Below are 24,000 nucleotides of genomic sequence, written 5' to 3'. Positions count from 1 at the left end.
TCCCGCCATGGCTGGTGTGATCACGGCGTCGCAGCCGTCCTGGATAACCCCGTTCACCGGGTTGACCCCCCGCTGTTTCAGCACGCTCGTGGCACAGCTGCGGCACGAGGGAGCTGACAAGGTTCGTAGAGGCCGACCGTGGAGCCTGCCGCTGGAAGACCGGGTGCTGCTGGTCACCGCGTACTGGCGCACCCACTTGACGCTGCGGCAACTTGGCCCGCTGTTCGGCGTCTCGAAGTCCGCGGACGCCGTCGACGGATCGGCCGAGAGTTTGCTCGATGAGCTTCAGGGCGGCGGTGGGGCGGGACTCGTTGACCTCTTCGGCGGCTCGCAGGAGGGTCGCCGCCTCGGTGGCGCCGAGGGTGCGGGCGGAGGCGGTGAAGGCACGGACGTCCTTGGGGAGGCAGCCGCCGCCGTAACCGGGTCCGGCGTTCAGGCCGCCGCGGCCGATGCGCGGGTCGAGGCCGATGGCCTCGGTGAGCTGCTGGACGTCGGCTCCGGCGGCGGCGCACATGTCGGCGACGCCGTTGATGAAGGAGATCTTCATGCCGAGGTAGGCGTTGGCGGCGCCCTTGATGAGTTCGGCGGTGGCGGGGTCGGTGACGAACGGCGGGATGCCGTTGGCCAGGAGCGGCGCATAGACCTCGCGTACGGCGTCCTCAGCGCGGGGCGAGGGGACGCCGACGACGATCCGGTCGGGCCGCAGGGTGTCGTCGATGGCGTGGCCCTCGCGCAGGAACTCGGGGTTCCAGACGACCTCCACCTCCTCGCCGGCCGGGGAGAGGCGGGCGAGGAGGGCGGCGAGGTCGCGGGTGGTGCCGACGGTGACCGTGGACTTGCCGATGATGACGGTCGGGCGGGTCAGGTGCGGGGCGAGGGCGCGGGCGGCGCCGAAGACCTGGCCGGTGTCGTAGCTCCGTCCGTCGGCGTCGATCGGGGTGCCCACGGCGAGGAAGTGGACGTCGGCGAACTCGGCGGCCTCGGCGGCCTCGGCCAGGCTGGTGGTGAAGCGCAGCCGCCCGGAGGCGGTGTGGGCGGCGAGCAGTTCGGGCAGCCCCTCCTCGTAGATGGGGCTCTCGCCGGCGTTGAGACGGTCGATCCTCGCCTGGTCCAGGTCCACGCCGATGACCTCGTGGCCGATCTCGGCCATGGCAGCAGCGTGCGGGATGCCCAGGTGGCCGCAGCCGATGACGGATACGCGCATGGGGCCAACGCTCCTTTCCCTGTTCTCGCCCGCCCGGGGAGTCCGGGCCGGCCGGGTGCGTCACGCTAGCGCCCGCACCCGGCGCGACCCTCTTCGTGCAGGTGAATCAATCGGACTGCTGCTTCAGGAGGTTGACGAGCGCGGGCAGCGCCTCGGCGGCGGTCGCCCGGCACACCAGATCACCGTCCTGCGGCCCTTCCAGCGGGTACGGCAGGAACGCGCCGTCGTGCCAGAACCCCTCCGGGTCCAGGTAGACGACCGTCATGCCGCGCTCGCGGTCACGGGCCTGGACCCTGCGCCGATCGGCGTGCAGGCCGACCACCAGGAGGGCCTTGGCACCCTCGACCCACTCGACGTCGGGCACGGCCTGGTCGTAGCGGCGCATGAAGCACTCGTCGAGCCCGGCACGGGCGGCCAGGACGTCGAAGTTGTGGGTGATGACCGGCCCGACGAGGTGACCGGTGTCCTTCAGTTCCCTCAGCGCCCACAGGGCCGGGGTCGGCTCGGCCAGGAAGCAGGCGCGGAACATCTCCACGAACTCCGCCGCCTTCTCCTCCGGCTCGGTCAGCACCTCGTGCAGCAGGGTGTCCGCGGTCGGGGAGAGGGTGAAGCGGTGCTCGCGCGGCTCGTGGCCCTGCCGGTCGGTGACCCGGTAGATCTCGTGGAGCCGGTGCAGGGGCGGGATGCCGGCCTCGACCGACGTGCCGCAGCCGATCTCCACCTGGAACGGCCGCAGGTCCGCGAGCACGGACAGGTTCGGTATCCGCGTGGCCGTCCCCGGGCGGTCCTTTGCCCTGATCCCGGTGGACAGCACGTGCCACGGGAGCTGCCGGACCGAGGGCGGGGGCGCGTACGCGGCGGAGGTGATCCGTACGTCGAGCGTCCGGTAGCCGCCCGGGAGCGCGCGTCCAGCGGCGGCGTCCTGCGGGTGGACGTCGTGCTCGGTGATCCGGCACCTCAGGTCCCGCCGCGTCCAGAAGGCTCCGCCCGACGCCGTCTTCCAGCCGCCTACGGCGAGCGAGGACCGCAGGGCGTCGTGGTGGGCGGTGATCTCCCCGGCCGGTGCGGACGCGGAGTGGTAGAGGTAGAGGTCGGTCAGGCCGATCGCCGGGGCGGCGGTCGTCGGCACCAGGCCGTACCGGTACCGGTAGTGGATGATCCGCCGCCAGGCGTCCCCGGAGTCCGACCAGCCGGACTGGCCGGCGGTGGCCTTCTCCTGGGTGCGGCGCCAGATGCCCTCCTCGACGTAGCGGGGGCGGTCGGCGTCGCCGAAGTACGTCTTCCAGATCTGCTGCTGATCGGGGTCGAGCTGGTCGACGACGATGTACGGGATGTCCACGAACCCTCCCTGGGGAATCACGCGTGGATGTTCCAGGACCGTGCGAGAGGTACGAGCCGCCCCGCTCCCGGCAGCCGAAGCCACGGGGCCGCACGGGAGCGGGGCGGTTTCCTGCGCGCCGCCCGGACGGGAGGGCGGCGGGGAAGGCTCCGGCGGCCGGGTACGGGGAGGTGGCCCGGGCGCCGGAGCGGTCTCAGTGGCCGAAGGCGCGTCTCAGCGGCCGGGGGCGAGGTGGGGCAGGCTCACGTCCGGAGCCGCGACGGCGGGCCGGTGTCGCATGTCACCGACGAGCTGGACGGCCTGGTCGCGAAGGGCCCAGGCCGGCCCCACCAGACCGGCGAGGGCCAGGAACGCGAGCGCGAACCGGTCACTCCGTACGGAAGTGGCAGACCACACCTGGCGGCGTCGGGTCCCGCTCACGAGGTGCCGCCCAGCGCGTTCTCGTGCGCGTCGAGGAGGCGGCTGGTCTGCGCGTACAGCCGCTCCAGCTCCACCGAGGTGAGGACGAGGGCCGCCTCGCAGGTCGAGCCGTCCTCGAAGTGGAACTCGACGGGTACCGAGCCCTGGCGGGCGCGCGGGTCGTAGATCGCGTCGCGGCCGGGCAGCAGCGTCGCGTGGGTGGCCCGCGCCGGTACCGGGCGCAGCGTCGTGCCGTCCGCCGGCGCGGTCCAGGCGGGCCCGCCGCCGGGCGGACGCAGGTGGTAGGTCGTGGCGGAACCCTCGCCCGGCAACGCGACCACGACGCCGACACGGCCGTCCCGGGCGGTGTCGGCGGCGAGGTCTCCGAGCTGAGGGAGGAAGGGAGCCGCTGTCCCTAACTCGGCTCCTTGTGAGGGGAGGTGGGGAAGAAGTCGTCCGGTCATGTCCCGAAGGTAGGGACGGGAGAGCCCCTGAATATGAGCCGGAGGAATACGACCCCTGTCCGCCTCCCGTGCGCCCCTATCCGTCCAGGTGGAAACGGTCGGACATGCGCCGAAGCTTCTCGCGCGTGGCGGTCCGCTCGGCGTAGACGATGCCGCGCAGCGTCGAACGGGCGATGGGGTGGTTCCGTACGAGCTGGGGCGCGATCCGCTCGGCCCTCTCCAGCTCGCCGAGGGCCTTGTCCCGGTTGCCGTCCCATAGCCACGCACGCGCGATGTCCATGTGGTGGTGACCCTGGCGGGAGTGGGGCAGCGTCCCGACCAGCTCGGGGCTGGTGCGACGGTTGATCTCAAGCGCCTTGCCCTGCTCGCCCATCTCCAGGGCGACGCTGATCGCGTGGATCTGCACGTTCCCGGCGGAGAACGTCAGCGAGTGCCGGTCGTACACCGGCGCCCCGACGTACGCGTCCATCCGCTCGGCGGCGTCCTTCGCGTACCCGATCCGCTCCTCCGCCTCCGAGGCGCGGCCGGCACGGGCAGCCGAGACCGCCGCCCGGAGCTGGAGGGTCCCCCACGCCCGTACGGCCAGGGGGTCGCCCTGCTCGTACGCCTGCTGCACCGACCCGATCGCCTTGTCCGAGAGTGTCAGCGCGTCCGCCCAGTCGGCCGTCGCCCACATGTCCCAGACCCGCATCCAGTCCGCCACCGCCGGCAGCACCGGGTCCCCGGAAAGCCGCGCCGACCACGCGGCCCGCTCACAGGCCATCGCCACCAGCTCGGGGTGGCCGAGGGAGTGGGCGGCGGTGTGGGCGAACTTGCAGCACACCGCGTAGATCGCGTACGCCTCCTCCCGCCCGTGCCCCTCCGAGACCTCCGCCAGGGCCCGGGCCTCGCGGAACAGGTCGGGCAGGATCCGGAGGATCGCCACGTTCGAGGCGGTGTCCCGCAGCCGGTGCAGCCGCGTCACCTCCCGCCACAACTGCGGCGCAGGCCGGGGCGCGCCGTCGAAGACGGGGGCAAGGTCGTAGCGACGCAGCTCGCGCAGGACCGAGGAGGCGGCGACCTGCCACTGGTTGTCATCCGGGGAACTGCTGTACGGGCGCCCGATCAGGTCGTTCGGATGGACGTGCAGCTCGGCGGCCACCTGGTTGAGCAGCCCGACCCGGTCCAGCTCGATCAGGCCCCGCTCCATCTTCGACACCCAGCCCTGCGACTTCCCCAGGGCCGTCGCCAGGTCGGCCTGCGGCATCCCGAGCCGCAGCCTCGCCCTGCGAACGCGCCGGCCGATCTCCTCGGCTTCCTCCAGCATCAGGACACCTCCCCAACCGTCGGACGTCCGTGCGGGGTGCGCCGGTCTGTCCGTGCAGAGTTCGTCACCAGCACGGTACCGAGGACGCTGCGTGCGCGTGAGGACGTTGCAGAGCTGATGGTCCCGTTGAAACGACGGAGCGCCCCGACTGGTGGAAACCAGTCGGGGCGCTCCGCCACAGGCCAAGGGGTTTCCCCTGGCCCGCCTTTCGGTAGGCCGTGTGGGACTCGAACCCACAACCAACGGATTAAAAGTCCGCTGCTCTGACCAATTGAGCTAACGGCCCGTGGACAAGCACACCCGTGCAGCATAGCCCGAGAGATCCCCGGAGCCGATCGGGTATCCGACACCGGGCGCGCTGCGGGCCGGACGAAGGGGCCGGGCCGTCGGCGGCGGGCTCGGGTCCGGGCGTATGAAACAGGGCCCGTACGGCACCGAAGTGCTCGTACGGGCCCTGGTTCAGGGTGCTAGGCGAGATCAGCCGTTGCGCTTCCAGCGCGGCTTGTCGTCGCGGCGGCCGAAGGAGCCGCCGGCCGGGCCGGAGCCGCGGTGGTCGTCACGGCGGCCGTACGGGCGGTCGCCGCCGGAGCGGAAGCCGCCGGCCGGACGGTCGTCGCGGCGGTCGCGGTTGAACGGACGGTCGCTGCCCCGGTGGCCGCCGGAGGGGCGGTCGTCACGACGCTCGAAGGGACGGCCGCCGCGGTCGTCGGCCGCCACGGTCGTCGCGGTTGAAACCACCCGACGGACGGTCGTCACGACGGAACCCGCCGGACGGACGGTCGTTGTCACGACGCTCGAAAGAACGGCCACCGCGGTCGTCGCGGTTGAAACCACCCGACGGACGGTCGTCACGACGGAACCCGCCGGACGGACGGTCGTTGTCACGACGCTCGAAGGGACGGCCGCCACGGTCGCCACCGCGGTCGCCACCGCGGAAACCACCACGGTCGCCCCGGTCGCCGCCACGGTCGCGGCGCTCGAAGTTGCCCCGCTCGTCGCGGAAGGACGGACGCTCCTCGCGGCGCTCCTCGGCACGCGCGGCGCGCTCGGCCTCCACGGCCGCCGCCGCGACCTCGGCCTCGGCGGCCTCGGTCACCTCGGCCACGGCCGCCTCCGGGTCCTCGCCGCGCTCGCGGGCGGCGCGGGCCACCAGGCGGTCGGCCTCCTCGCGGAGCTCGACGGCCCGGCGCTGGAGGCGCTCCAGCTGCTTGGTGAGGTCGACGACCTCACGCTCGGCCTGCTTGGCGGAGTTGTTCGCGGAGTCGGCCTGGACCTCGGTCAGCGAACGGGCGCCGGTGATCTCGGCGACCTCCGGGTCGAAGGCGCCGGCCCCGCCGACGATGTGGCGCGAGGCGTCGACGCCCGCGTCCTCCATCAGACGGAAGATCTGGCGGCGCTGGTGCGGCAGGGCCAGGGAGACCACGACGCCGGAGCGGCCGGCACGGGCGGTGCGGCCCGAGCGGTGCAGGTAGTCCTTGTGGTCACCGGCCGGGTCCACGTTCAGGACCAGGTCGATGCCGTCGACGTGGATGCCTCGGGCGGCGACGTCGGTCGCGACGAGCGCGTTGACGTAGCCCTTCTTGAAGTCGTCGAGGACCCGCGTACGGGCGCCCTGCGTCATGCCGCCGTGCAGGGCGTCGGCCTTGACGCCGGTGTCCTGCAGCTGCTCGGCGATGCGGTCGGCGCCCAGCTGGGTGCGGACGAAGATGATCGTGCGGCCCTTGCGGGCGGCGATCGCGGCGGTGACCGGGGCCTTGTCCTTCGGCTTCACGACGAGGACGTGGTGGGTCATGGTGGTGACGGCACCGGCGGACGGGTCGACCTCGTGCGTGACGGGGTCCACCAGGTAGCGCTTGACCAGGCTGTCGATCTCGTTCTCCAGGGTGGCGGAGAAGAGGAGGCGCTGGCCGCCGGTCGGGACCTGGTCGAGCAGCTCGGTGACCTCGGGCAGGAAGCCCAGGTCGGCCATCTGGTCGGCCTCGTCGAGGACGGCGATCTGGACGGCCTCGAGGGAGCAGGCGCCGCGGTTGATGATGTCGCGGAGACGGCCCGGGGTGGCGACGAGGATGTCGACGCCGCGCTCCAGGGCGTAGATCTGGTTGCCCATGGACGTACCGCCGCAGACGACCTTCATCTTGAGGCCGAGCACGTCGCCGTAGGGCTGGAGGGCGTCCGCGACCTGCATCGCGAGCTCACGGGTCGGGGTGAGGATGATGCCGCGGGGCTTCTTCTTGTCGGTGTGGCCGCCCGCCAGGGTGGCCAGGAGCGGCAGACCGAAGGAGAGGGTCTTGCCGGAGCCGGTGCGGCCGCGGCCGAGGATGTCCTTGCCGGCCAGGGCGTCCGGGATGGTCGCCGCCTGGATCGGGAAGGGGGTGGTCACGCCGTTCTGCGCGAGCTTGCGCACGACGCCCTCGGGCAGACCGAGGTCCGCGAAGGTGATCGTGGGCTCGGCGGGCTCCTCGGCGGAGTCGTCGTCCTCGGTCACGTCCTCGGCGAGGACGTCGGCCTCGGCCTCGATGAGGGCCTGGGCCTCGGCCTCGATCGCGACGGTCTCGGTGGCCTCGACGATCTCGTCGTTCTCGGGCATGACGGCGTGGTCAGAACTGAAAATGGACATGCGAAATGCGAAACCTTCCGGAGTCTCGGCACGCGCCCGTCAACTCCGTGTTTTCGCAAATCGACCGCCTCGATGCGGTCCAGCCACGGCTAGGGAGAGTACGCGCCACACGGCGCTCTTCTGTGTCGGCGCCGGGCAATGGGATCAAACGATCTACCACCATACGCACCCTCCCCCACCTATGGCAAATCGGACTCCGTCACACCGGTCCCACCTGCGGAGACGCCGCCGGTTCCGGGGTCGCGCCCTCCCCCTCCGCCGCGGCCCGCACGGCACCCATCTGGACGTCGGGACCGGACGCCGGCGGGTCGGTGGGGTCGGAGGTCGGCTCGGGCGTCGGCTCCGGGGTCGGGACCGGCGGCTCCGGCGTGGGCTCGACGGGCGGCTGCGTCGGCTCCGGAGTGGGCGTGCTCCCGCCGCCGCCCGGCCCGCCGGTCCCGCCGCCGACACCACCGGTCCCGCCGCCCGCGCTCCCGCCCCCGCCGCCGCCGCTCCCGCCACCGCCCGCACCGCCGCTCGGCTCCTCGCGACCGCCTCCGGTCGGCTGCGGCTTCGCCGTGCCGGCCGAAGGGCCGGTGCCGGGCAGGACCGCGCCCTCCGTGGGCTGCGCGCTGCCGGACGGCGAGCCGCTCGGCACCGGGGTCTCCTTGCCCGATCCGGTCACCTCGGGCCCGCCCCCGTCCGGGAGGCCGTTCCAGGAGCCGCCGCCCCCGTCCGGGAGGCCCCTGCCGCCGTCGGACTCGGCCGCCACGCCCCGCTTCCCCCCGGAGGCGCCGGGCCCCGGCTTCGCCCCGTCGTCGCTCACACTCATACAGCCGCTCAGTCCGGCACAGGCCGCGACGGTCAGCGCGGCGGCGACCCATCTCGCCGGGGTGGGCAAATGGCGCACGGGGGCACCTCCAGGACACAACAGGCAGGAACGGAACGCGTCGCACTGCCCAACTCCCCCGGCCCCGCAAGGGACACGGGCCCCCGCGCAAGGGAAACGGAGCCCGCCCTCTCACCCGGTCGGCGCACCCGGAGCGCACCCGCCGACCGCAACCGTCGGCCACGCCCCCGGCCGCGCTCCCGGCACCGGCCCCAACCGTCAGCCGTAGCCCAGCGCGTGGAGCCGTTCGTCGTCGATGCCGAAGTGGTGGGCGATCTCGTGCACCACCGTGATCTCGGTCTCCGCGACCACGTCCTCGCGCGACTCGCACATCCGCAGCGTCGGCCCCCGGTAGATCGTGATCCGGTCCGGGAGCACCCCGGCGTACCACTCGCCCCGCTCGGTCAGCGGCGTCCCCTCGTAGAGCCCGAGCAGCTCGGGATCGTCGGAGGGCGGCTCGTCCTCCACGAACACGGCGACGTTGTCCATCAGCCGCGTCAGCTCCGGCGGGATCCGGTCCAGGGCTTCGGCGACAAGCTCCTCGAACTCCTCGCGCGTCATCTCCAGCACGCACCCATTCTCCCCCGGGCGGAAACCGTTTTGGCGATAGCGGCCGGCATCCCATATGCTTCTCACGTCCCCGACGCGCTGATGAAGCGCCCAGGTGAGCCTCTAGCCCTCATCGTCTAGTGGCCCAGGACGCCGCCCTTTCAAGGCGGTAGCACGGGTTCGAATCCCGTTGGGGGCACGCTACAAACGTGTGCGAGACTTGTTTCGCACCGCACAAGGTCCTGTGGAGCAGTTGGTTAGCTCGCCACCCTGTCAAGGTGGAGGTCGCGGGTTCAAGTCCCGTCAGGATCGCTGAGACCGGAAACGGTCTCGTGGCTGGGTAGCTCAGTTGGTACGAGCGATCGCCTGAAAAGCGATAGGTCGCCGGTTCGACCCCGGCCCCAGCCACAGAAAGAAGGCCCCGTTCGAAAGAACGGGGCCTTCGTCGTGTTCTGAAGGGGTTCCGAAGAGTCCTCAGAAGCTCAGCGCACAGCTCTCCGGAGGACGACGGCGGTACGGGGAAGGGCCCGCGCCCCTCCCCCGCGCCCGTCACGCCTCCTCGCGCTCCCCCGTACGGCTCCCCCGCCGGCCCCGCACCGCGAACGCCGCCGCCACCACGGCCACGACCGCGACGAGCAGCGCCCAGTCCGGCACCGCCCGGCCGAGGGAGGCCACCCGCTCCTCCACGGCGAACGAGTCGTCGACCGACAGCAGTCCCGGCAGCGCGGTCGTCCCGTCGAAGACCAGGAACAGCGCGCCCAGGGCGACGAAGAAGAGGCCCGAGAGGACCGAGGTCGAGTGGAGCGTGAGCCGGCCGATCCGGAGGGGCCGCCCGCGCAGCCAGCGTCGCCGGCCCAGGTCGTACCGCTCCCAGAGCAGCGCCAGGACGAACAGCGGCACCGCCATCCCGAGCGCGTACACCGCGAGGAGCAGCCCCCCGTACGCCGGGCTGCCGCTCAGCGCCGCCACCGTCAGGACGCTGCCGAGGATCGGGCCCGCGCAGAAGCCCGCCAGGCCGTAGACCAGGCCCAGGGCGTAGACGGAGAGCGCCGAGGTGGGCCGGATGCGGCCGCTCGCCTCCGCGATCCGGCGGGAGGCGAAGCCCAGGCCGAGGACCTGGAGGACGCCGAGCCCGACGATCAGCCAGCCGCCGACCGTGACGAGCAGGTCCCGGTGGCCGTAGAAGAACCGGCCCGCGAAGGAGCCGGCCGCGCCGAGCGGGATGAGGGTGGTCGCCAGACCCGCGTAGAGGATGCCGGTCCTGGCGACCAGCTTCGCGCGCGTGTCGATGGAATACGCGAAGAAGGCCGGGAGCAGCAGGGCGCTGCACGGGCTGAGCAGGGCGAGCAGTCCGCCGAGGAAGGCGGCGAAGTAGCCGATGCCGGAGGTCACCGCCCGGCCCCGGACCCGTTCCCGGCCTTGGACTCGACACCGGCCCCGGACCCGTTCCCGGCCTTGGACTCGACACCGGCCCCGGACCCGTTCCCGGCCCCCGACTCGGCACCGGACCCGCCCTCGGCACCCGCCCCGGCCCCCGACGGCTTCACGGGCTTCTTCGCCGTCCTCGCCGCCGCCTCGATCGCCTCCGTGAAGGTCTCCAGGGGCTGCGCGCCCGCGATCGGGCGGCCGTTGACGAGGAAGGAGGGGGTGGAGGTGGCGCCGAGCGCGTACCCCTGGTCCTGGTCCTTCCGGACGGCCGTGCGGGCCGCCTGCCCCTCGGTGTCCTTCGCGAACCGGGCCGCGTCGGGGACGCCCGCCTCCTTCGCGAGGGCGGCGAGCCGGTCCTTCCCGTAGCCCTGCTCCTTGGCGCCCTCCGCGTAGGCGGCCCGGTGGAACTCCCAGAAGCAGCCCTGCTGCCCGGCCGCCCAGGAGGCGCGGGCGACGGCCTCGGACTCCTCGCCGAAGATCGGGAAGTTCCGCCACTCGATGCGCAGGGTCCCGTTCTCCACGTACTTCTCCACCAGGAGCGGCTCGGTGTCCCGGGCGAACTTCCCGCAGTAGCCGCACTTGAAGTCCGCGTACTCGATGAGCACCACGGGCGCGTCGGCCCGGCCCAGGGCGAGTCCGTCGGAGGCATCGCGGCGGGCGTACGCCTCCAGCTCGGGATAGACGCCGGCGGACGGGTCGGCGGAGACCTCCGCGGCGGCGGACGCGCCGGAGGCGCCGGGGGGCGAGGGCTTGGTGGCGGTGTACGAGACGACGCCGAGCAGCACGGCGGCGGCCGCCACTCCGGCGACGATCGCGACCGGCTTGGACCTGGAGGACGCGGAGGTGGACGTGGACATGCGGAAGCGCTCCTGAACGACGAGGGGAGAGAAGAGGACGGCGGAGGAGGGCCGGCCGTCTACACCCTCAGGACCGACAGCTCCACCGGCGACGGCGGTACGAGGTCGGGCGGCTCCCGTCCCGGCGCCGGCACCCGGCCGGCCGCGTCCACGGGCCGGTCCCCGCCCGGCGCCCGGTCGGCGGCGAGGGCGGGCAGCAGCTCCGCGAAGCCGTGCGCGCGCGGCGGTACGACGGGGCCGTCGGCCCCCGCGCCGGCGGGGCGGCCCCCCGGATCGCAGCCGGGCACGGCGGCCCCCGGGAGGGAGACCACGGAGGCGGCGGAAGCGGTGGCGGTCGTGGAAACGGCGGGCACGGAAACGGCGGTCGTGGAAACGGCGGGCACGGAGACGACGGTCGCGGCCCGCGCACCGGGAGCACCCCACACCAGAAGCCCCAGCACCAGCCCCAGGAGCGCGGCGAACGCCGCCGGCGCGCGGGTGGTGCGGAACATGCGAAACCTCTCCGGTCCGGTCGACGTGCCCGAAATAGTACGCACCCCGCGCGGACGCCCCGGGGCGCCGCTCGTAAATCGGTTCGCCGCTTCTCGTCCGCAGGTGCGATCCTGGATTCCGTATGTCTACTTCCTTCGCCGCCCTCCAGTCCGTCCTGGCCGGGGTCTCGCTGCGGGACTCCCACCGGCTCGGCCGCCGTCTCGAAGGCGCCCGCCGCATCCGCAAGCCCGAGGCCCGCGCGGCCGTCCTGGACGAGATCGCCGCAGAGGCGGCCAAGGCCAAGGAGCGCGTCGACGCGCGCGCCGCGCGCGTGCCCGCCGTCACGTACCCCGAACAGCTCCCCGTCTCGCAGAAGAAGGACGAGATCCTGGAGGCGATACGCGACCACCAGGTCGTGATCGTCGCCGGTGAGACGGGCTCCGGGAAGACCACCCAGATCCCGAAGATCTGCATGGAGCTGGGCCGGGGCGTCCGGGGCATGATCGGACACACCCAGCCCCGCCGGATCGCCGCCCGCACGGTCGCCGAGCGGGTCGCCGAGGAGCTGAGGACCCCCCTCGGCGAGGCCGTCGGCTGGAAGGTCCGCTTCACCGACCAGGTGAACCCCGACGCGACCTTCGTGAAGCTGATGACGGACGGCATCCTGCTCGCGGAGATCCAGACGGACCGCGAGCTGCGCGCGTACGACACGATCATCATCGACGAGGCCCACGAGCGGTCCCTCAACATCGACTTCCTGCTCGGCTACCTGGCCCAGCTGCTCCCGAAGCGCCCCGACCTCAAGGTCGTGATCACCTCCGCGACCATCGACCCGGAGCGCTTCTCCCGCCACTTCGGGGACGCCCCGATCGTCGAGGTCAGCGGCCGCACGTATCCCGTCGAGGTGCGCTACCGGCCGCTCCTCGAAGAGGACGGCGAGGAGTCCGACCGGGACCAGATCACCGCGATCTGCGACGCCGTCGACGAGCTCCAGGGCGAGGGCCCCGGCGACGTCCTGGTCTTCCTCTCCGGCGAGCGCGAGATCCGCGACACGGCGGACGCCCTGCTCAAGCGGAACCTGCGCAACACCGAGGTCCTCCCCCTCTACGCGCGCCTGTCGCACGCCGAGCAGCACCGCGTCTTCCAGGCCCACTCCGGCCGCCGGATCGTCCTCGCCACGAACGTCGCCGAGACGTCCCTGACCGTCCCCGGCATCAAGTACGTGATCGACCCGGGCACCGCCCGCATCTCGCGCTACTCGCACCGGACCAAGGTGCAGCGGCTGCCGATCGAGCCCGTCAGCCAGGCCAGCGCCAACCAGCGCAAGGGCCGCTGCGGCCGTACGTCCGACGGCATCTGCGTCCGGCTGTACTCGGAGGACGACTTCCTGTCCCGCCCCGAGTTCACGGACGCCGAGATCCTCCGTACCAACCTGGCCTCCGTCATCCTCCAGATGACCGCCGCCGGGCTCGGCGACATCGAGAAGTTCCCCTTCATCGACCCGCCGGACCACCGCAACATCCGGGACGGCGTGCAGCTCCTCCAGGAGCTCGGCGCGATCGACCCGGCCGAGAAGGACCCGAAGAAGCGGCTCACCCAGCAGGGCCGGAAGCTGTCCCAGCTGCCCGTGGACCCCCGGCTCGCCCGGATGGTCCTGGAGGCGGACCGGAACGGCTGCGTCCGCGAGGTCATGGTGATCGCGGCGGCGCTCTCCATCCAGGACCCGCGCGAGCGGCCGGCGGAGAAGCAGGCGCAGGCCGACCAGCAGCACGCCCGGTTCAAGGACGAGACGAGCGACTTCCTCGCGTACCTGAACCTGTGGCGGTACGTGCGCGAGCAGCAGAAGGAGCGGGGTTCCAGCTCCTTCCGCCGCATGTGCAAGCAGGAGTACCTGAACTTCCTGCGGATCCGCGAGTGGCAGGACATCTACGCCCAGCTGCGGACGGTCGCGAAGCAGATGGGCATCCACCTCAACGAGGAGGACGCGCCGGAGCAGTCCGTGCACGTCTCGCTCCTGGCCGGTCTGCTCTCGCACATCGGCCTCAAGGACGTGAAGGACGGGGCGAAGAACGACTACCTGGGCGCCCGCAGCGCCAAGTTCGCGATCTTCCCCGGCTCCGCGCTCTTCAAGAAGCCCCCGCGCTTCGTCATGTCCGCCGAGCTGGTGGAGACCTCGCGCCTCTGGGCCCGGGTGAACGCCCGGATCGAGCCCGAGTGGATCGAGCCGCTCGCCCAGCACCTGGTGAAGAAGACGTACAGCGAACCGCACTGGGAGAAGGACCAGGCGGCCGTGATGGCGTTCGAGAAGGTGACGCTGTACGGCGTCCCGATCGTCGCCGACCGGAAGGTGAACTACGGGCGGATCGACCCGGAGGTCTCCCGGGACCTGTTCATCCGGAACGCGCTGGTCGAGGGCGACTGGCGCACCCACCACAAGTTCTTCGCCGACAACCGCAAGCTGCTCACCGAGGTCGAGGAGCTGGAGCACCGGGCCCGCCGCCGGGACATCCTGGTCGACGACGAGACGCTCTTCGACTTCTACGACAAGCGGGTCCCCGAGCACGTCGTCTCCGGCGCCCACTTCGACTCCTGGTGGAAGCACAAGCGCCACGAGGAGCCGGAGTTCCTCGACTTCGAGCGCGAGATGCTCATCAACGAGAAGGCGGGGGCGGTCACCAAGGACGACTACCCGGACTCGTGGCGGCAGGGACCGCTCAAGTTCCGGGTGACGTACCAGTTCGAGCCGGGCGCGGACGCGGACGGCGTGACCGTCCACATACCGCTCCAGGTGCTCAACCAGGTGACGGACGAGGGCTTCGAGTGGCAGATCCCGGGCCTGCGGGCGGAGGTCGTCACGGAGCTGATCCGCTCCCTGCCGAAGCCGATCCGCCGGCACTACGTCCCGGCGCCCAACTTCGCGGGCCGCTTCCTGGACACGGTCGTCCCCGTGCAGGAGCCGCTGACGACGGCGCTGGCGCGCGAGCTCCAGCGGATGGTCGGAGTGCCGCTGACCGCCGAGGACTTCGACTGGGCGAAGGTGCCCGAGCACCTCAAGGTGACGTTCCGGATCGTCGACGAGCGGCGCCGCAAGCTGGCCGAGGCCAAGGACCTGGAGACGCTGCGGCTCACGCTGCGCCCCAAGGCCCGCCAGGCGCTCTCCAAGGCCGCCGCGGCGGCCACGGGCGGCCCGGACGGCTCCGGGCCCTCCCTGGAGCGCTCGGGGCTCAAGGACTGGACGATCGGCACGCTCACGAAGGTCTTCGAGACCCGTCGGGCCGGACAGCCGGTCAAGGCGTACCCGGCGCTCGTGGACGAGGGCGACGGCGTGGCCGTGCGGCTCTTCGACACGGAGGCCGAGCAGGCGCTCGCGATGTGGCGGGGCACCCGGAAGCTGATCATGCTGAACATCCCGGTGAACCCGGCGAAGTTCGCCTCGGACAAGCTGACCAACCAGCAGAAGCTGGCCCTCTCCTCGAACCCGCACGGCTCGATCCAGGCCCTCTTCGACGACTGCGCGACCGCCGCCGCCGACAAGCTGATCGCGGACCACGGCGGCCCGGCCTGGGACGAGGAGTCCTTCCGGAAGCTGTACGACAAGGTCCGCGCGGACCTGGTGGACACGACGGTGCGGACGGTGGGCCAGGTCCAGCAGATCCTGGCGGCCTGGCAGGCCTGCGAGCGGCGCCTGAAGGCCACGGGCAGCCCGGCGCTCCTCCCGAACCTCCAGGACGTGCGGGCGCAGCTGAACTGGCTGGTGCCGGCCGGCTTCGTCACCCGTACGGGTCTGAAGCGGCTCCCGGACCTGATGCGCTACCTGGTGGCGGTGGACCGGCGGCTCCAGCAGATGCCCACCGGGGTCCAGCGGGACACCACCCGGATGGAGAAGGTCCAGGAGATGCAGGACGAGTACGCCTGGCTCCTGGAACAGCTCCCGAAGGGGCGGCCGGTGCCGGCCGAGGTCACCGACATCCGCTGGATGATCGAGGAGCTGCGGGTGAGCTACTTCGCGCACGCCCTGGGGACGGCGCACCCGGTCTCGGACAAGCGGATCGTGAAGGCGATCGACGCGATGGCCCCGTAGCCGGACCCGCGCGGACCGGCCGGAGACCCGCCGCCGGACCCGCGCGGACCGGTCTCGGACCCGCCGCCGGACCCGCGCGAACCGGTAGTCGGGTCCTCGCCGCCGGTGAGTTCGACCGCACCCGCTGACCTGCTGTACAGTCTCTCTCGCAGCCGCTTGAAAGAGCGCTGAGAGCAAGGTCCTGTGGAGCAGTTGGTTAGCTCGCCACCCTGTCAAGGTGGAGGTCGCGGGTTCAAGTCCCGTCAGGATCGCCCCGAAAACGAAGGCCCGCATCGTGAGATGCGGGCCTTCGTTGCGTTCCCGTGTCTTGACGGGGGCCCATGCCCGCCGGTACTCCGGACTTCAGGGAATCGGGGGCCCCGACTGGAGGTGGTCGCGCATGGCCGCGGCGTCCGCAGCACGGCACGACACACGAGCACTGCTGCGCGCCCATCTGGCGGCCGCGTCGCGGTACGGGCACCTCACGCGCCACTGCGTGGTCTGCCACCGCCTCCTGAGGCTCGCCATGGAGATGCCGGAGGTCCCGGAGGCGGCGCAGGATCCGGAGGTCCCGGAGGCCGGGGAGCGGCCGTCGCCGGCGGAGGACGAAGGTCCCGCCGACCCGTGACCAACGGAGCCCCGGAGGCCCGCCGGGAAGTGGCAGCCTTGACCTTGGCAAGAGGTCGTCCGTGTGACGGGTGTCACTGAAAGAGTTTCAGAAACCCCTTCACTTACACCCTCCCTACACCGGTCCGATTTAATCGGTGCAATTGCACCACTGACCACCGGACGGCGCCGGACACAAAAAGATCGCGCTGGACCCGGCGGAGTCCAGCGCGATCGTCTGACGAAGACCTGTTGGGGCAGGTGTCCGCCGGCAGAGCTAGGGGTGGGCAGCCGGATTGGGGGATCCGGAAGGGCCCGGTGTTACGGGGTACTGCGGGGTGTCACGCGACCTCAGGCCTCGCTGCGCTGCTGCGGAATGCCCGCCAGCAGCGCGCGGACCTCGGCCTCGCGGTACCGGCGGTGCCCACCCAGGGTGCGGATGGACGTGAGCTTGCCCGCCTTGGCCCAACGGGTCACCGTCTTCGGGTCCACACGGAACATCGTGGCGACCTCGGCAGGGGTCAGCAGCGGCTCGGCATCAGGGGTGCGAGCGGTCATGAGCGGCCTCCTCGGGAGAACCGAACCAATCTCGGTTCTTTCCTCTAAATTCTGCACCTTGACCCGCGTTGCCCGAAATGGCAGAAGCGGGCCGAGTCGGTTATAGGACGAACGGCTTGTCCTCGGCACTACAACTACACCATCCGTCCAGCCACGTCGGCCAAACCGATGGAATTGCCCTCGCAGGTGTTCATCAGCGGCGGAAGTCGATGGACCATGCCATAACGGACAGTCACGCGTCTGTGACGATCAGTCACAGGGCGATCAGGAGTCCTCAGACCCCCCATAGAGTGCAATGCTGAGCGTTCCGCCCAAAGTTGGACGGAAGGAACCCTCCCCGGACTCCTTGTCCTATTTTGGCACGAGGATGGGTGATCGGCGCAAGGGTGCGTTAAGTGCTGTCCGTCACGCTTGAGCCAAAGGCCCGGATCGGGACCAACGTCCCCACCGGGCGGGAGCCGAAGGACCCGTGGACCGGCGACCCCCGGACCGGGGGAACCGGAGGAAGGGGACGCGGAGGAATCCCGGAGCCGTCGGCTCCGGAGGCCTCGAAGATCATTTACACCGGTCGGACATGTCTTGTCGATACCGACCTGACGAAGATGCCCGACTGATGTCAGTTCGCACACGGAGGCTTCCGGCCACGGTTACCGATTACCGACGGCCGGACCCCCTCCCGGGGCGCGTCAGTTCGCGAACCGCAGGTCCCTGATCGCCCGCCAGCGCTCGGCCAGGCGCCCGTACGCCTCGCCCGCCGCGTCGCCGTCCCCCGCCCGCAGCGCGGCGAGCCCCTCCGCCAGCTGGGCCGCCGACCGCTCCTCCGCCAGCCACTCCTCCGGCACCACGTGCACGAGTCCGCCGAAGTCCAGCTCCACCAGGGCGCGCGGGTGGAACTCCTCCAGCCAGCGCCCCACCTCGACCAGACCCTCCGTCATGGGACCGTCGTCGATCGACTCCCGCAGGGCCCGCAGCGCCCGCGCGAGCCGGCGCCGCGCCTGGGCCATCGTCGTCCGGTACCGCAGCACCGGCGCCCGGCCCGCGTCGGCCCCGTCCCCCGGGACGCCCGGCTCGTACTGCCGGTCCTCGTCGCCGAAGAGGGCGAACCAGCGCACCGGCACCTGCCAGACCGCCGTACGGATCCACGGCCGCGCGTCCGGGTTCCGCGCCAGCCAGCGCTCGTGGTCCGCCGCCACCTGGCCGCGCACCACCGGCGGCAGCATCGCGTCGAGCACCGGCCCCGGGTACCCCTCGGCCACCAGCTCCTCCAGGGCCAGCCACGCGCGCAGCCGGGTCCGCCACGGACAGACCACCACCACCCCGTCCAGGTGCGCCACGAAGGCCTCGCCGCTCTCGTGGACCGGCACCGGGACCGGGGGCGTCGGCAGCAGGTCCGCGAGCGACCGGCGCAGCTCCTCCTGCGCCCCCGGGGTGCGGGGCCGCCGCGCGTACCGGGCCCAGTGGGACCGCTCCGGCTCGGGGAACGCGGCCAGCGGCTCGTACACCCGCAGATAGGACGCGTAGGGGACGAGGACCGAGGAGGCGACCGACATGTCGCGAATCCTTCCACGGAGGTACTCCCCGAGGGGGTGATCCTGCGCACTGCGGCTGATCTACGCCCAGGTAGCGCTTACCCTCTTGCCGAACCGGTCCCTCCCCCACCCGCAGGGAGGGCCGAAACCGCCGCTTCGTACTTGGGAGTCACCACCGTGACCGATGTGACCGGCGTTCCTGTCGATCCCGCAGACGTGCTGCACACCCTCTTCCGCTCGGAACAGGGTGGCCACGAGCAAGTCGTGCTCTGCCAGGACCGCGCCACCGGCCTCAAGGCCGTCATCGCCCTCCACGACACCGCCCTGGGCCCGGCCCTCGGCGGCACCCGCTTCTACCCGTACGCCACCGAGGCCGAGGCGATCGCCGACGCCCTCAACCTGGCGCGCGGCATGTCGTACAAGAACGCCCTGGCCGGCCTCGACCACGGTGGCGGCAAGGCCGTCATCATCGGCGACCCGGAGCAGATCAAGACGGAGGAGCTCCTCCTCGCCTACGGCCGCTTCGTCGCCTCCCTCGGCGGCCGGTACGTCACGGCCTGCGACGTCGGCACCTACGTCGCCGACATGGACGTCGTCGCCCGCGAGAACGAGTGGACCACCGGCCGCTCCCCCGAGAACGGCGGCGCCGGCGACTCCTCCGTGCTCACCGCCTTCGGCGTCTTCCAGGGCATGCGCGCCTCCGCGCAGACCCTGTGGGGCGACCCCACGCTGCGCGGCCGCAAGGTCGGCGTCGCGGGCGTCGGCAAGGTCGGCCACTACCTCGTCGAGCACCTCCTGGAGGACGGCGCCGAGGTGTACGTGACCGACGTGCGCGAGGAGTCGGTGCGCCGGATCACCGACCGGCACCCGCAGGTGAAGGTGGTCGCCGACACCGACGCGCTGATCCGCGTCGAGGGCCTGGACGTCTACGCGCCCTGCGCGCTCGGCGGCGCCCTGAACGACGACACCGTCCCGGTCCTCACCGCGAAGATCGTCTGCGGCGCGGCCAACAACCAGCTCGCCCACCTCGGCGTCGAGAAGGACCTGGAGGAGCGCGGCATCCTCTACGCGCCCGACTACGTGGTCAACGCCGGTGGCGTGATCCAGGTCGCGGACGAGCTGCACGGCTTCGACTTCGACCGGTGCAAGGCGAAGGCGACGAGGATCTTCGACACCACGCTCGCGATCTTCGCACGTGCGAAGGAGGACGGGATCCCGCCGGCCGCGGCGGCCGACCGGATCGCCGAGCAGCGGATGGCGGAGGCGCGGCGCGCCTGACCCGCGCCGGGGGACGGCCCGCCGCGAAGGGGACGCAGGGGAGACTTCCCTCACCCTCATCGGCGGGTCGTACCCCCAGAAGAGGTTAAAATCGCGACTGACCAGCGAGGAAAGGGCACCTCGAAGGTTCTGTACCGGGGTATGTGATGCGCACGGCGTACCGTAGACCCACGGAAACAGGTACCGTTGAAGCCCTACGGGCCGGTCTCTCCGTCGAGAGTCCGTTCCGAATCATGAACGCGTGTCAAGACTCTGGGGCCATCGAGCCCCGTCACCGAGGGGGTCGAGCCATGGGGCGCGGCCGGGCAAAGGCCAAGCAGACCAAGGTCGCCCGCCAGCTGAAGTACAGCAGCGGCGGGACAGACCTGACGCGTCTGGCCAATGAGCTGGGCGCTTCGACTTCGAGCCAGCCGCCGAATGGCGAGCCGTTCGAGGACGACGACGAGGAAGACGACCCGTACGCCCAGTACGCGGATCTCTACAACACGGACGACGAGGACGAGGACGACCAGTCCGGCCCCTCTTCGTCCCCGCGTCGCGCTTGACCTTCTGAACCACCGAAACCCGGTCCGGTACACCCGGCCGGGTTTCTGTGCTGTCCGCGTACGCGTACGGAAACGGCGGCGCAGACGGCGATCGGGGGCGCCCCTGAGGACGCCCCCGATCCGTAGCTCCCGCGGTCAGTGCGCGTAGTCCCCGACCAGCTCGGCTCCGGTGGCACGGTCGCCGCGCTCGGTGATCTCGCCCGCGACCCAGGACTCGACCCCGCGGTCCGCCAGGGTGGCCAGGGCCGCGTCCACGGAATCGGCCGGTACGACGGCCATCATGCCGACGCCCATGTTCAGCGTCTTCTCCAGCTCCAGGCGCTCCACCTGACCGGCCCTGCCGACCAGGTCGAAGATCGCGCCCGGGGCCCAGGTCGACCGGTCGACGGTGGCGTGCAGGCCGTCCGGGATCACCCGGGCCAGGTTGGCCGCGAGGCCGCCGCCCGTGATGTGGCTGAAGGCGTGGACGTCCGTGGTCCGGGTGAGGGCCAGGCAGTCGAGCGAGTAGATCTTCGTGGGCTCCAGGAGCTCCTCGCCCAGGGTCCGGCCGAGCTCCTCGACCCGCTGGCCGAGGGTCATGCCGACGCGGTCGAAGACCACGTGCCGCACGAGCGAGTAGCCGTTGGAGTGAAGGCCGGAGGAGGCCATGGCGATGACCGCGTCACCCGTACGGATGCGGTCCGCGCCGAGCAGCCGGTCGTACTCCACGACGCCCGTGCCGGCGCCGGCGACGTCGAAGTCGTCCGGGCCGAGGAGGCCCGGGTGCTCCGCGGTCTCGCCGCCGACCAGGGCGCAGCCGGCCAGGACGCAGCCCTCGGCGATGCCCTTGACGATGGCCGCGACCCGCTCCGGGTGGACCTTGCCCACGCAGATGTAGTCGGTCATGAAGAGCGGCTCGGCGCCGCAGACGACGATGTCGTCCATGACCATCGCGACCAGGTCGTGGCCGATCGTGTCGTACACGCCCAGCTGGCGGGCGATGTCGACCTTCGTGCCGACGCCGTCGGTCGCGGAGGCGAGCAGCGGACGCTCGTAGCGCTTGAGGGCCGAGGCGTCGAAGAGGCCGGCGAAGCCGCCGAGGCCGCCCAGGACCTCGGGGCGCTTCGTCTTCCTCACCCACTCCTTCATCAGCTCGACGGCGCGGTCGCCCGCCTCGATGTCGACGCCCGCGGACGCGTAGCTGGCGCCGCCTTCGGCACTGAGGGACTCAGACATGCTGGGAACTTTCGTGTCGTACTGCGGTTGCAGCGGGGTCTTACGGGCTGTTGACGGGGGCTGACGCGCCGCTACGGACGGCGGAGCGCGTCGGAGGCCGCGGTGGCGGCCGGGCCGGCGGCCAGCTCGGTCTCCAGGAGCTGCTTGCCGAGCAGCTCGGGGTCCGGCAGCTCCATCGGGTACTCGCCGTCGAAGCAGGCACGGCAGAGGTTCGGCTTCTGGATCGTGGTCGCCTCGATCATCCCCTCCAGGGAGATGTACGAGAGCGAGTCCGCGCCCAGCGACTTGCCGATCTCCTCGACCGACATCCCGTTGGCGATCAGCTCCGCGCGGGTCGCGAAGTCGATGCCGAAGAAGCAGGGCCACTTGACCGGCGGGGAGGAGATCCGGATGTGGACCTCGGCCGCACCGGCCTCGCGGAGCATCCGGACCAGGGCCCGCTGGGTGTTGCCGCGGACGATCGAGTCGTCGACGACCACGAGCTTCTTCCCCTTGATGACTTCCTTGAGGGGGTTCAGCTTCAGCCGGATGCCCAGCTGGCGGATGGTCTGGGAGGGCTGGATGAAGGTGCGCCCGACATAGGCGTTCTTCACCAGGCCGGCACCGAAGGGGATGCCCGAGGCCTCGGCGTAGCCGATGGCGGCCGGGGTGCCGGACTCCGGTGTCGCTATCACCAGGTCGGCCTCGACGGGCGCCTCCTTCGCGAGGCGGCGGCCCATCTCCACGCGGGAGAGGTACACGTTCCGGCCGGCGATGTCGGTGTCCGGGCGGGCCAGGTACACGTACTCGAAGACACAGCCCTTGGGCTTCGCTTCCGCGAATCGAGAGGTGCGGATGCCGTTCTCGTCGATCGCGATCATCTCGCCCGGCTCGACCTCGCGGACGTAGCTGGCGCCGCAGATGTCGAGGGCTGCGGACTCGGAGGCGACCACCCAGCCGCGCTCCAGGCGGCCGAGGACCAGCGGGCGGATGCCCTGCGGGTCACGGGCCGCGTAGAGCGTGTGCTCGTCCATGAAGACGAGGGAGAAGGCACCCCGGACCTCGGGGAGGATCTTCGCGGCGGCCTGCTCGATGGTGAGCGGCTCGCCGTCCTCGTCCACCTGGCCCGCGAGGAGCGCGGTCACCAGGTCGGTGTCGTTGGTGGCGGCGACCCGGGTCGCGCGCCCTTCCTTCTTGGGCAGGTCCGCGACCATCTCGGCGAGTCGCGCCGTGTTCACCAGGTTTCCGTTGTGGCCGAGCGCGATCGAGCCGCGGGCGGTCGCCCGGAACGTCGGCTGCGCGTTCTCCCACACGGAGGCCCCGGTGGTCGAGTAGCGGGCGTGACCGACCGCGATATGACCTTGGAGGGAGCCGAGAGAGGTCTCGTCGAAGACCTGGGACACGAGGCCCATGTCCTTGAAGACGAGGATCTGGGAGCCGTTGCTGACCGCGATTCCCGCGGATTCCTGGCCCCGATGCTGGAGGGCGTAGAGCCCGAAGTACGTGAGCTTTGCGACCTCTTCACCCGGAGCCCAGACCCCGAAGACGCCACAAGCGTCCTGGGGGCCCTTCTCACCGGGAAGCAGGTCGTGATTGAGTCGACCGTCACCACGTGGCACGTTTCCGAGTGTAGACGGGCTCGACCACTGGTCCGAATTGAGGAAATGCGGGACCGGCCGCGCTCGTGCGATCGCACGAAATGATCATCTCGCGCTTGGAGGGGGCTACAAACCAGGCGGGGGAAGGGATTCCGGCTCCGGAACCGTGGCGAGCGGGCGCTCGTATCGGCCCCGGAGCCGTCCCGCGATGTGACGGAGTTCGCAATCAGGGAGCGGTGGACGGAGGTTCGGACGTCCGGCGCTACGCGCGTCCGGCCGGTTCGGCGGTGGCGGTGAGGCCCTCGCCGGAGGAATCGGTGAGCGTCAGGGTCCGGTGGTCGACCCGGTAGGTGAGCGGCCCGTCGAGGAGTTCGTACAGCCTTGTCTCCAGCTTCATCTGCGGGCCCGTGCACATCATCCGGGTGGTGGCCGCCGGGCCCTCGACGGTGAGGGTCGTGGCATCGGTCCTGGCGGTCGCGGAGAAGTTGTTGCAGCCCAGGTTGCCGGTGACCTTGCCGTCCTCGCCCAGGACGATCCGCGCCTTGCCCTCGCTGCCGGCGGGCAGGGAGGACGCCGTCTTCCCGGAGAGCAGGCCGTCGACCTTCCACGCGGTGCCGCGCAGCGGGGCGGGCCGCTCGGCGGTGAGCGCGAGGACGTTCCGCCCGTCGGACGAGGTCAGGGTGAGGGTGTCGTTCTCCAGCGTGCCCTTGAGCTCTCCGGAGAAGGCCTTGACCAGATCCTTCTCGAAGCGCATCCGGTCGGCGGAACAGGCGATCTCGGTCATCGGGCCCGGGGAGACGGTGAGGGTGTCGCCCCGGACGTCGGCGGTGGCGTTGAAGGTGTTGCAACCGCCCCGGCCGGTGACCCGGCCGTCCTTCCCGAACGCGACGCGGGCGTCGTCGGGGGCGTCGGACGCGCTCCCGTCGACGGTGACCTTGTCGACGGTCCAGTGCGTGCCGGTGAGCGGGAGGTCCGGGGAGACGGTGCCCGCCCCGGACCCGGATCCCTGCCCTCCCTCCGTGCCGCAGGCGGTGAGCAGCAGGGCGGGGAGGAGCGGAACCAGGACGACGAGTGCTCGTGGCTTCGACATGGAGATGGGACGGACGACCGGACGAGTCGGTTCCACGGGC

General features: G+C 71.5%; 18 protein-coding genes, 5 tRNA genes and 3 pseudogenes. 9 read left to right on the top strand and 17 right to left on the bottom strand.

From position 1 onward, the window contains the following. Window positions 1-7: 7 nt before the first annotated feature. Window positions 8-244: pseudogene (locus ADL08_RS36060) on the top strand (helix-turn-helix domain-containing protein); the annotation flags it as partial. Here ADL08_RS36060 and ADL08_RS29485 read toward each other — a convergent pair. The 9 genes and pseudogenes from ADL08_RS29485 to ADL08_RS29445 form a co-directional block, all read right to left on the bottom strand. Then, window positions 242-1,204: pseudogene (locus ADL08_RS29485) on the bottom strand (UDP-glucose dehydrogenase family protein); the annotation flags it as partial. The pseudogenes ADL08_RS36060 and ADL08_RS29485 sit on opposite strands and share 3 nt — an antisense overlap. A 106-nt stretch (window positions 1,205-1,310) precedes the next feature. Continuing rightward, window positions 1,311-2,543 (bottom strand): hypothetical protein, encoded by a 1,233-nt coding sequence (locus ADL08_RS29480; protein ID WP_053648341.1) that lies wholly within the window; start codon window positions 2,541-2,543, stop codon window positions 1,311-1,313. A gap of 213 nt (window positions 2,544-2,756) precedes the next feature. Then, on the bottom strand, window positions 2,757-2,963 hold the full coding sequence (locus ADL08_RS29475) for a hypothetical protein (protein WP_063885376.1): 207 nt from the start codon (window positions 2,961-2,963) through the stop codon (window positions 2,757-2,759). Continuing rightward, the gene (locus tag ADL08_RS36055; RefSeq protein WP_053648338.1) at window positions 2,960-3,283 is read right to left on the bottom strand and encodes a hypothetical protein; all 324 of its coding nucleotides are present in this window, start codon (window positions 3,281-3,283) and stop codon (window positions 2,960-2,962) included. The genes ADL08_RS29475 and ADL08_RS36055 overlap by 4 nt, the downstream gene beginning before the upstream one ends. 199 nt (window positions 3,284-3,482) lie before the next feature. Then, window positions 3,483-4,712: a helix-turn-helix domain-containing protein gene (locus ADL08_RS29465; RefSeq protein WP_053648336.1), complete on the bottom strand. Its 1,230-nt coding sequence runs from the start codon at window positions 4,710-4,712 to the stop codon at window positions 3,483-3,485. 212 nt (window positions 4,713-4,924) lie between these two features. Then, a tRNA-Lys gene (locus tag ADL08_RS29460) sits at window positions 4,925-4,998 on the bottom strand. A 191-nt stretch (window positions 4,999-5,189) separates the two neighbouring features. Then, window positions 5,190-7,329 (bottom strand): annotated as a pseudogene (locus ADL08_RS29455) (DEAD/DEAH box helicase). Window positions 7,330-7,528: 199 nt separating this feature from the next. Next, window positions 7,529-8,218, bottom strand: coding sequence for a hypothetical protein (locus ADL08_RS29450; protein WP_078970591.1), 690 nt, complete (start codon window positions 8,216-8,218; stop codon window positions 7,529-7,531). A 198-nt stretch (window positions 8,219-8,416) separates the two neighbouring features. Next, a complete protein-coding gene (locus tag ADL08_RS29445; protein ID WP_053648331.1) occupies window positions 8,417-8,767 on the bottom strand; it encodes a metallopeptidase family protein in 351 nt (116 codons plus the stop codon). A gap of 105 nt (window positions 8,768-8,872) precedes the next feature. Between ADL08_RS29445 and ADL08_RS29440 the strand changes: the two genes are divergently transcribed. The 3 genes from ADL08_RS29440 to ADL08_RS29430 all read left to right on the top strand — a co-directional run bounded on the left by ADL08_RS29440 (window position 8,873) and on the right by ADL08_RS29430 (window position 9,154). Further along, a tRNA-Glu gene (locus tag ADL08_RS29440) sits at window positions 8,873-8,945 on the top strand. A gap of 39 nt (window positions 8,946-8,984) precedes the next feature. Beyond that, window positions 8,985-9,058: transfer RNA gene (locus ADL08_RS29435), tRNA-Asp, on the top strand. Window positions 9,059-9,080: 22 nt separating this feature from the next. Continuing rightward, window positions 9,081-9,154: transfer RNA gene (locus tag ADL08_RS29430), tRNA-Phe, on the top strand. A gap of 141 nt (window positions 9,155-9,295) precedes the next feature. Here ADL08_RS29430 and ADL08_RS29425 read toward each other — a convergent pair. Genes ADL08_RS29425 through ADL08_RS38855 form a run of 3 tightly spaced genes read right to left on the bottom strand, consistent with a single transcriptional unit; the run spans window position 9,296 to window position 11,522 of the window. Further along, window positions 9,296-10,138, bottom strand: coding sequence for a cytochrome c biogenesis CcdA family protein (locus ADL08_RS29425; RefSeq protein WP_053648329.1), 843 nt, complete (start codon window positions 10,136-10,138; stop codon window positions 9,296-9,298). Next, window positions 10,135-11,031, bottom strand: coding sequence for a DsbA family protein (locus tag ADL08_RS29420; RefSeq protein WP_078968527.1), 897 nt, complete (start codon window positions 11,029-11,031; stop codon window positions 10,135-10,137). Before ADL08_RS29420 ends, ADL08_RS29425 begins: the two co-directional genes overlap by 4 nt. 59 nt (window positions 11,032-11,090) lie before the next feature. Beyond that, window positions 11,091-11,522 carry a hypothetical protein gene (locus ADL08_RS38855; protein ID WP_053648327.1) on the bottom strand — a complete coding sequence of 144 codons (432 nt, stop codon included), beginning with the start codon at window positions 11,520-11,522 and terminating at the stop codon, window positions 11,091-11,093. A gap of 122 nt (window positions 11,523-11,644) precedes the next feature. Here ADL08_RS38855 and hrpA point away from each other — a divergent pair, with 122 nt between their 5' ends. The 3 genes from hrpA to ADL08_RS29400 all read left to right on the top strand — a co-directional run bounded on the left by hrpA (window position 11,645) and on the right by ADL08_RS29400 (window position 16,190). Further along, on the top strand, window positions 11,645-15,583 hold the full coding sequence (hrpA, locus tag ADL08_RS29410; RefSeq protein ID WP_053648325.1) for an ATP-dependent RNA helicase HrpA: 3,939 nt from the start codon (window positions 11,645-11,647) through the stop codon (window positions 15,581-15,583). 177 nt (window positions 15,584-15,760) lie between these two features. Continuing rightward, a tRNA-Asp gene (locus ADL08_RS29405) sits at window positions 15,761-15,834 on the top strand. A 128-nt stretch (window positions 15,835-15,962) separates the two neighbouring features. Then, window positions 15,963-16,190 carry a DUF6274 family protein gene (locus ADL08_RS29400; protein ID WP_053648323.1) on the top strand — a complete coding sequence of 76 codons (228 nt, stop codon included), beginning with the start codon at window positions 15,963-15,965 and terminating at the stop codon, window positions 16,188-16,190. A 329-nt stretch (window positions 16,191-16,519) separates the two neighbouring features. Here ADL08_RS29400 and bldC read toward each other — a convergent pair whose 3' ends face one another. Both bldC and ADL08_RS29390 read right to left on the bottom strand, forming a co-directional pair. Then, window positions 16,520-16,726 carry a developmental transcriptional regulator BldC gene (gene bldC, locus ADL08_RS29395; RefSeq protein ID WP_003949541.1) on the bottom strand — a complete coding sequence of 69 codons (207 nt, stop codon included), beginning with the start codon at window positions 16,724-16,726 and terminating at the stop codon, window positions 16,520-16,522. Window positions 16,727-17,412: 686 nt separating this feature from the next. Further along, a complete protein-coding gene (locus ADL08_RS29390) occupies window positions 17,413-18,276 on the bottom strand; it encodes a hypothetical protein (protein ID WP_053648322.1) in 864 nt (287 codons plus the stop codon). A 156-nt stretch (window positions 18,277-18,432) separates the two neighbouring features. Here ADL08_RS29390 and ADL08_RS29385 point away from each other — a divergent pair, with 156 nt between their 5' ends. Both ADL08_RS29385 and ADL08_RS29380 read left to right on the top strand, forming a co-directional pair. After that, window positions 18,433-19,533, top strand: a complete 1,101-nt coding sequence (locus ADL08_RS29385) for a Leu/Phe/Val dehydrogenase (protein WP_078968528.1) — start codon at window positions 18,433-18,435, stop codon at window positions 19,531-19,533. Between the two features lie 290 nt (window positions 19,534-19,823). Beyond that, a complete protein-coding gene (locus tag ADL08_RS29380; RefSeq protein ID WP_053648317.1) occupies window positions 19,824-20,078 on the top strand; it encodes a DUF3073 domain-containing protein in 255 nt (84 codons plus the stop codon). Between the two features lie 135 nt (window positions 20,079-20,213). Here ADL08_RS29380 and purM read toward each other — a convergent pair whose 3' ends face one another. From purM to ADL08_RS29365, 3 genes are all read right to left on the bottom strand, one after another. After that, window positions 20,214-21,293, bottom strand: coding sequence for a phosphoribosylformylglycinamidine cyclo-ligase (purM, locus tag ADL08_RS29375; protein ID WP_053648315.1), 1,080 nt, complete (start codon window positions 21,291-21,293; stop codon window positions 20,214-20,216). A 71-nt stretch (window positions 21,294-21,364) separates the two neighbouring features. Then, complete coding sequence (gene purF / locus ADL08_RS29370) at window positions 21,365-22,891, bottom strand: amidophosphoribosyltransferase (RefSeq protein WP_053648313.1); 1,527 nt, start codon at window positions 22,889-22,891, stop codon at window positions 21,365-21,367. A 241-nt stretch (window positions 22,892-23,132) separates the two neighbouring features. Continuing rightward, the gene (locus tag ADL08_RS29365) at window positions 23,133-23,960 is read right to left on the bottom strand and encodes an META domain-containing protein (RefSeq protein ID WP_053648310.1); all 828 of its coding nucleotides are present in this window, start codon (window positions 23,958-23,960) and stop codon (window positions 23,133-23,135) included. Window positions 23,961-24,000 lie beyond the last annotated feature (40 nt).

Origin of the sequence: Streptomyces sp. NRRL F-6492, from assembly GCF_001280125.1 — a bacterium.
Lineage (GTDB): Bacteria > Actinomycetota > Actinomycetes > Streptomycetales > Streptomycetaceae > Streptomyces.
The sequence above is the reverse complement of the archived record's forward strand: the minus strand, read 5'-3'. Positions and strand labels throughout refer to the sequence as shown.

What these genes read in the sequence shown, in the direction of transcription:
- purM (WP_053648315.1), bottom strand. Translation starts at nt 21,293, where the DNA reads ATGTCTGAGTCCCTCAGTGCCGAAGGCGGCGCCAGCTACGCGTCCGCG.
- ADL08_RS29380 (WP_053648317.1), top strand. Translation starts at nt 19,824, where the DNA reads ATGGGGCGCGGCCGGGCAAAGGCCAAGCAGACCAAGGTCGCCCGCCAG.
- ADL08_RS29420 (WP_078968527.1), bottom strand. Translation starts at nt 11,031, where the DNA reads ATGTCCACGTCCACCTCCGCGTCCTCCAGGTCCAAGCCGGTCGCGATC.
- ADL08_RS29390 (WP_053648322.1), bottom strand. Translation starts at nt 18,276, where the DNA reads ATGTCGGTCGCCTCCTCGGTCCTCGTCCCCTACGCGTCCTATCTGCGG.
- ADL08_RS29465 (WP_053648336.1), bottom strand. Translation starts at nt 4,712, where the DNA reads ATGCTGGAGGAAGCCGAGGAGATCGGCCGGCGCGTTCGCAGGGCGAGG.
- hrpA (WP_053648325.1), top strand. Translation starts at nt 11,645, where the DNA reads ATGTCTACTTCCTTCGCCGCCCTCCAGTCCGTCCTGGCCGGGGTCTCG.
- ADL08_RS29365 (WP_053648310.1), bottom strand. Translation starts at nt 23,960, where the DNA reads ATGTCGAAGCCACGAGCACTCGTCGTCCTGGTTCCGCTCCTCCCCGCC.
- bldC (WP_003949541.1), bottom strand. Translation starts at nt 16,726, where the DNA reads ATGACCGCTCGCACCCCTGATGCCGAGCCGCTGCTGACCCCTGCCGAG.
- ADL08_RS29400 (WP_053648323.1), top strand. Translation starts at nt 15,963, where the DNA reads ATGGCCGCGGCGTCCGCAGCACGGCACGACACACGAGCACTGCTGCGC.
- ADL08_RS38855 (WP_053648327.1), bottom strand. Translation starts at nt 11,522, where the DNA reads ATGTTCCGCACCACCCGCGCGCCGGCGGCGTTCGCCGCGCTCCTGGGG.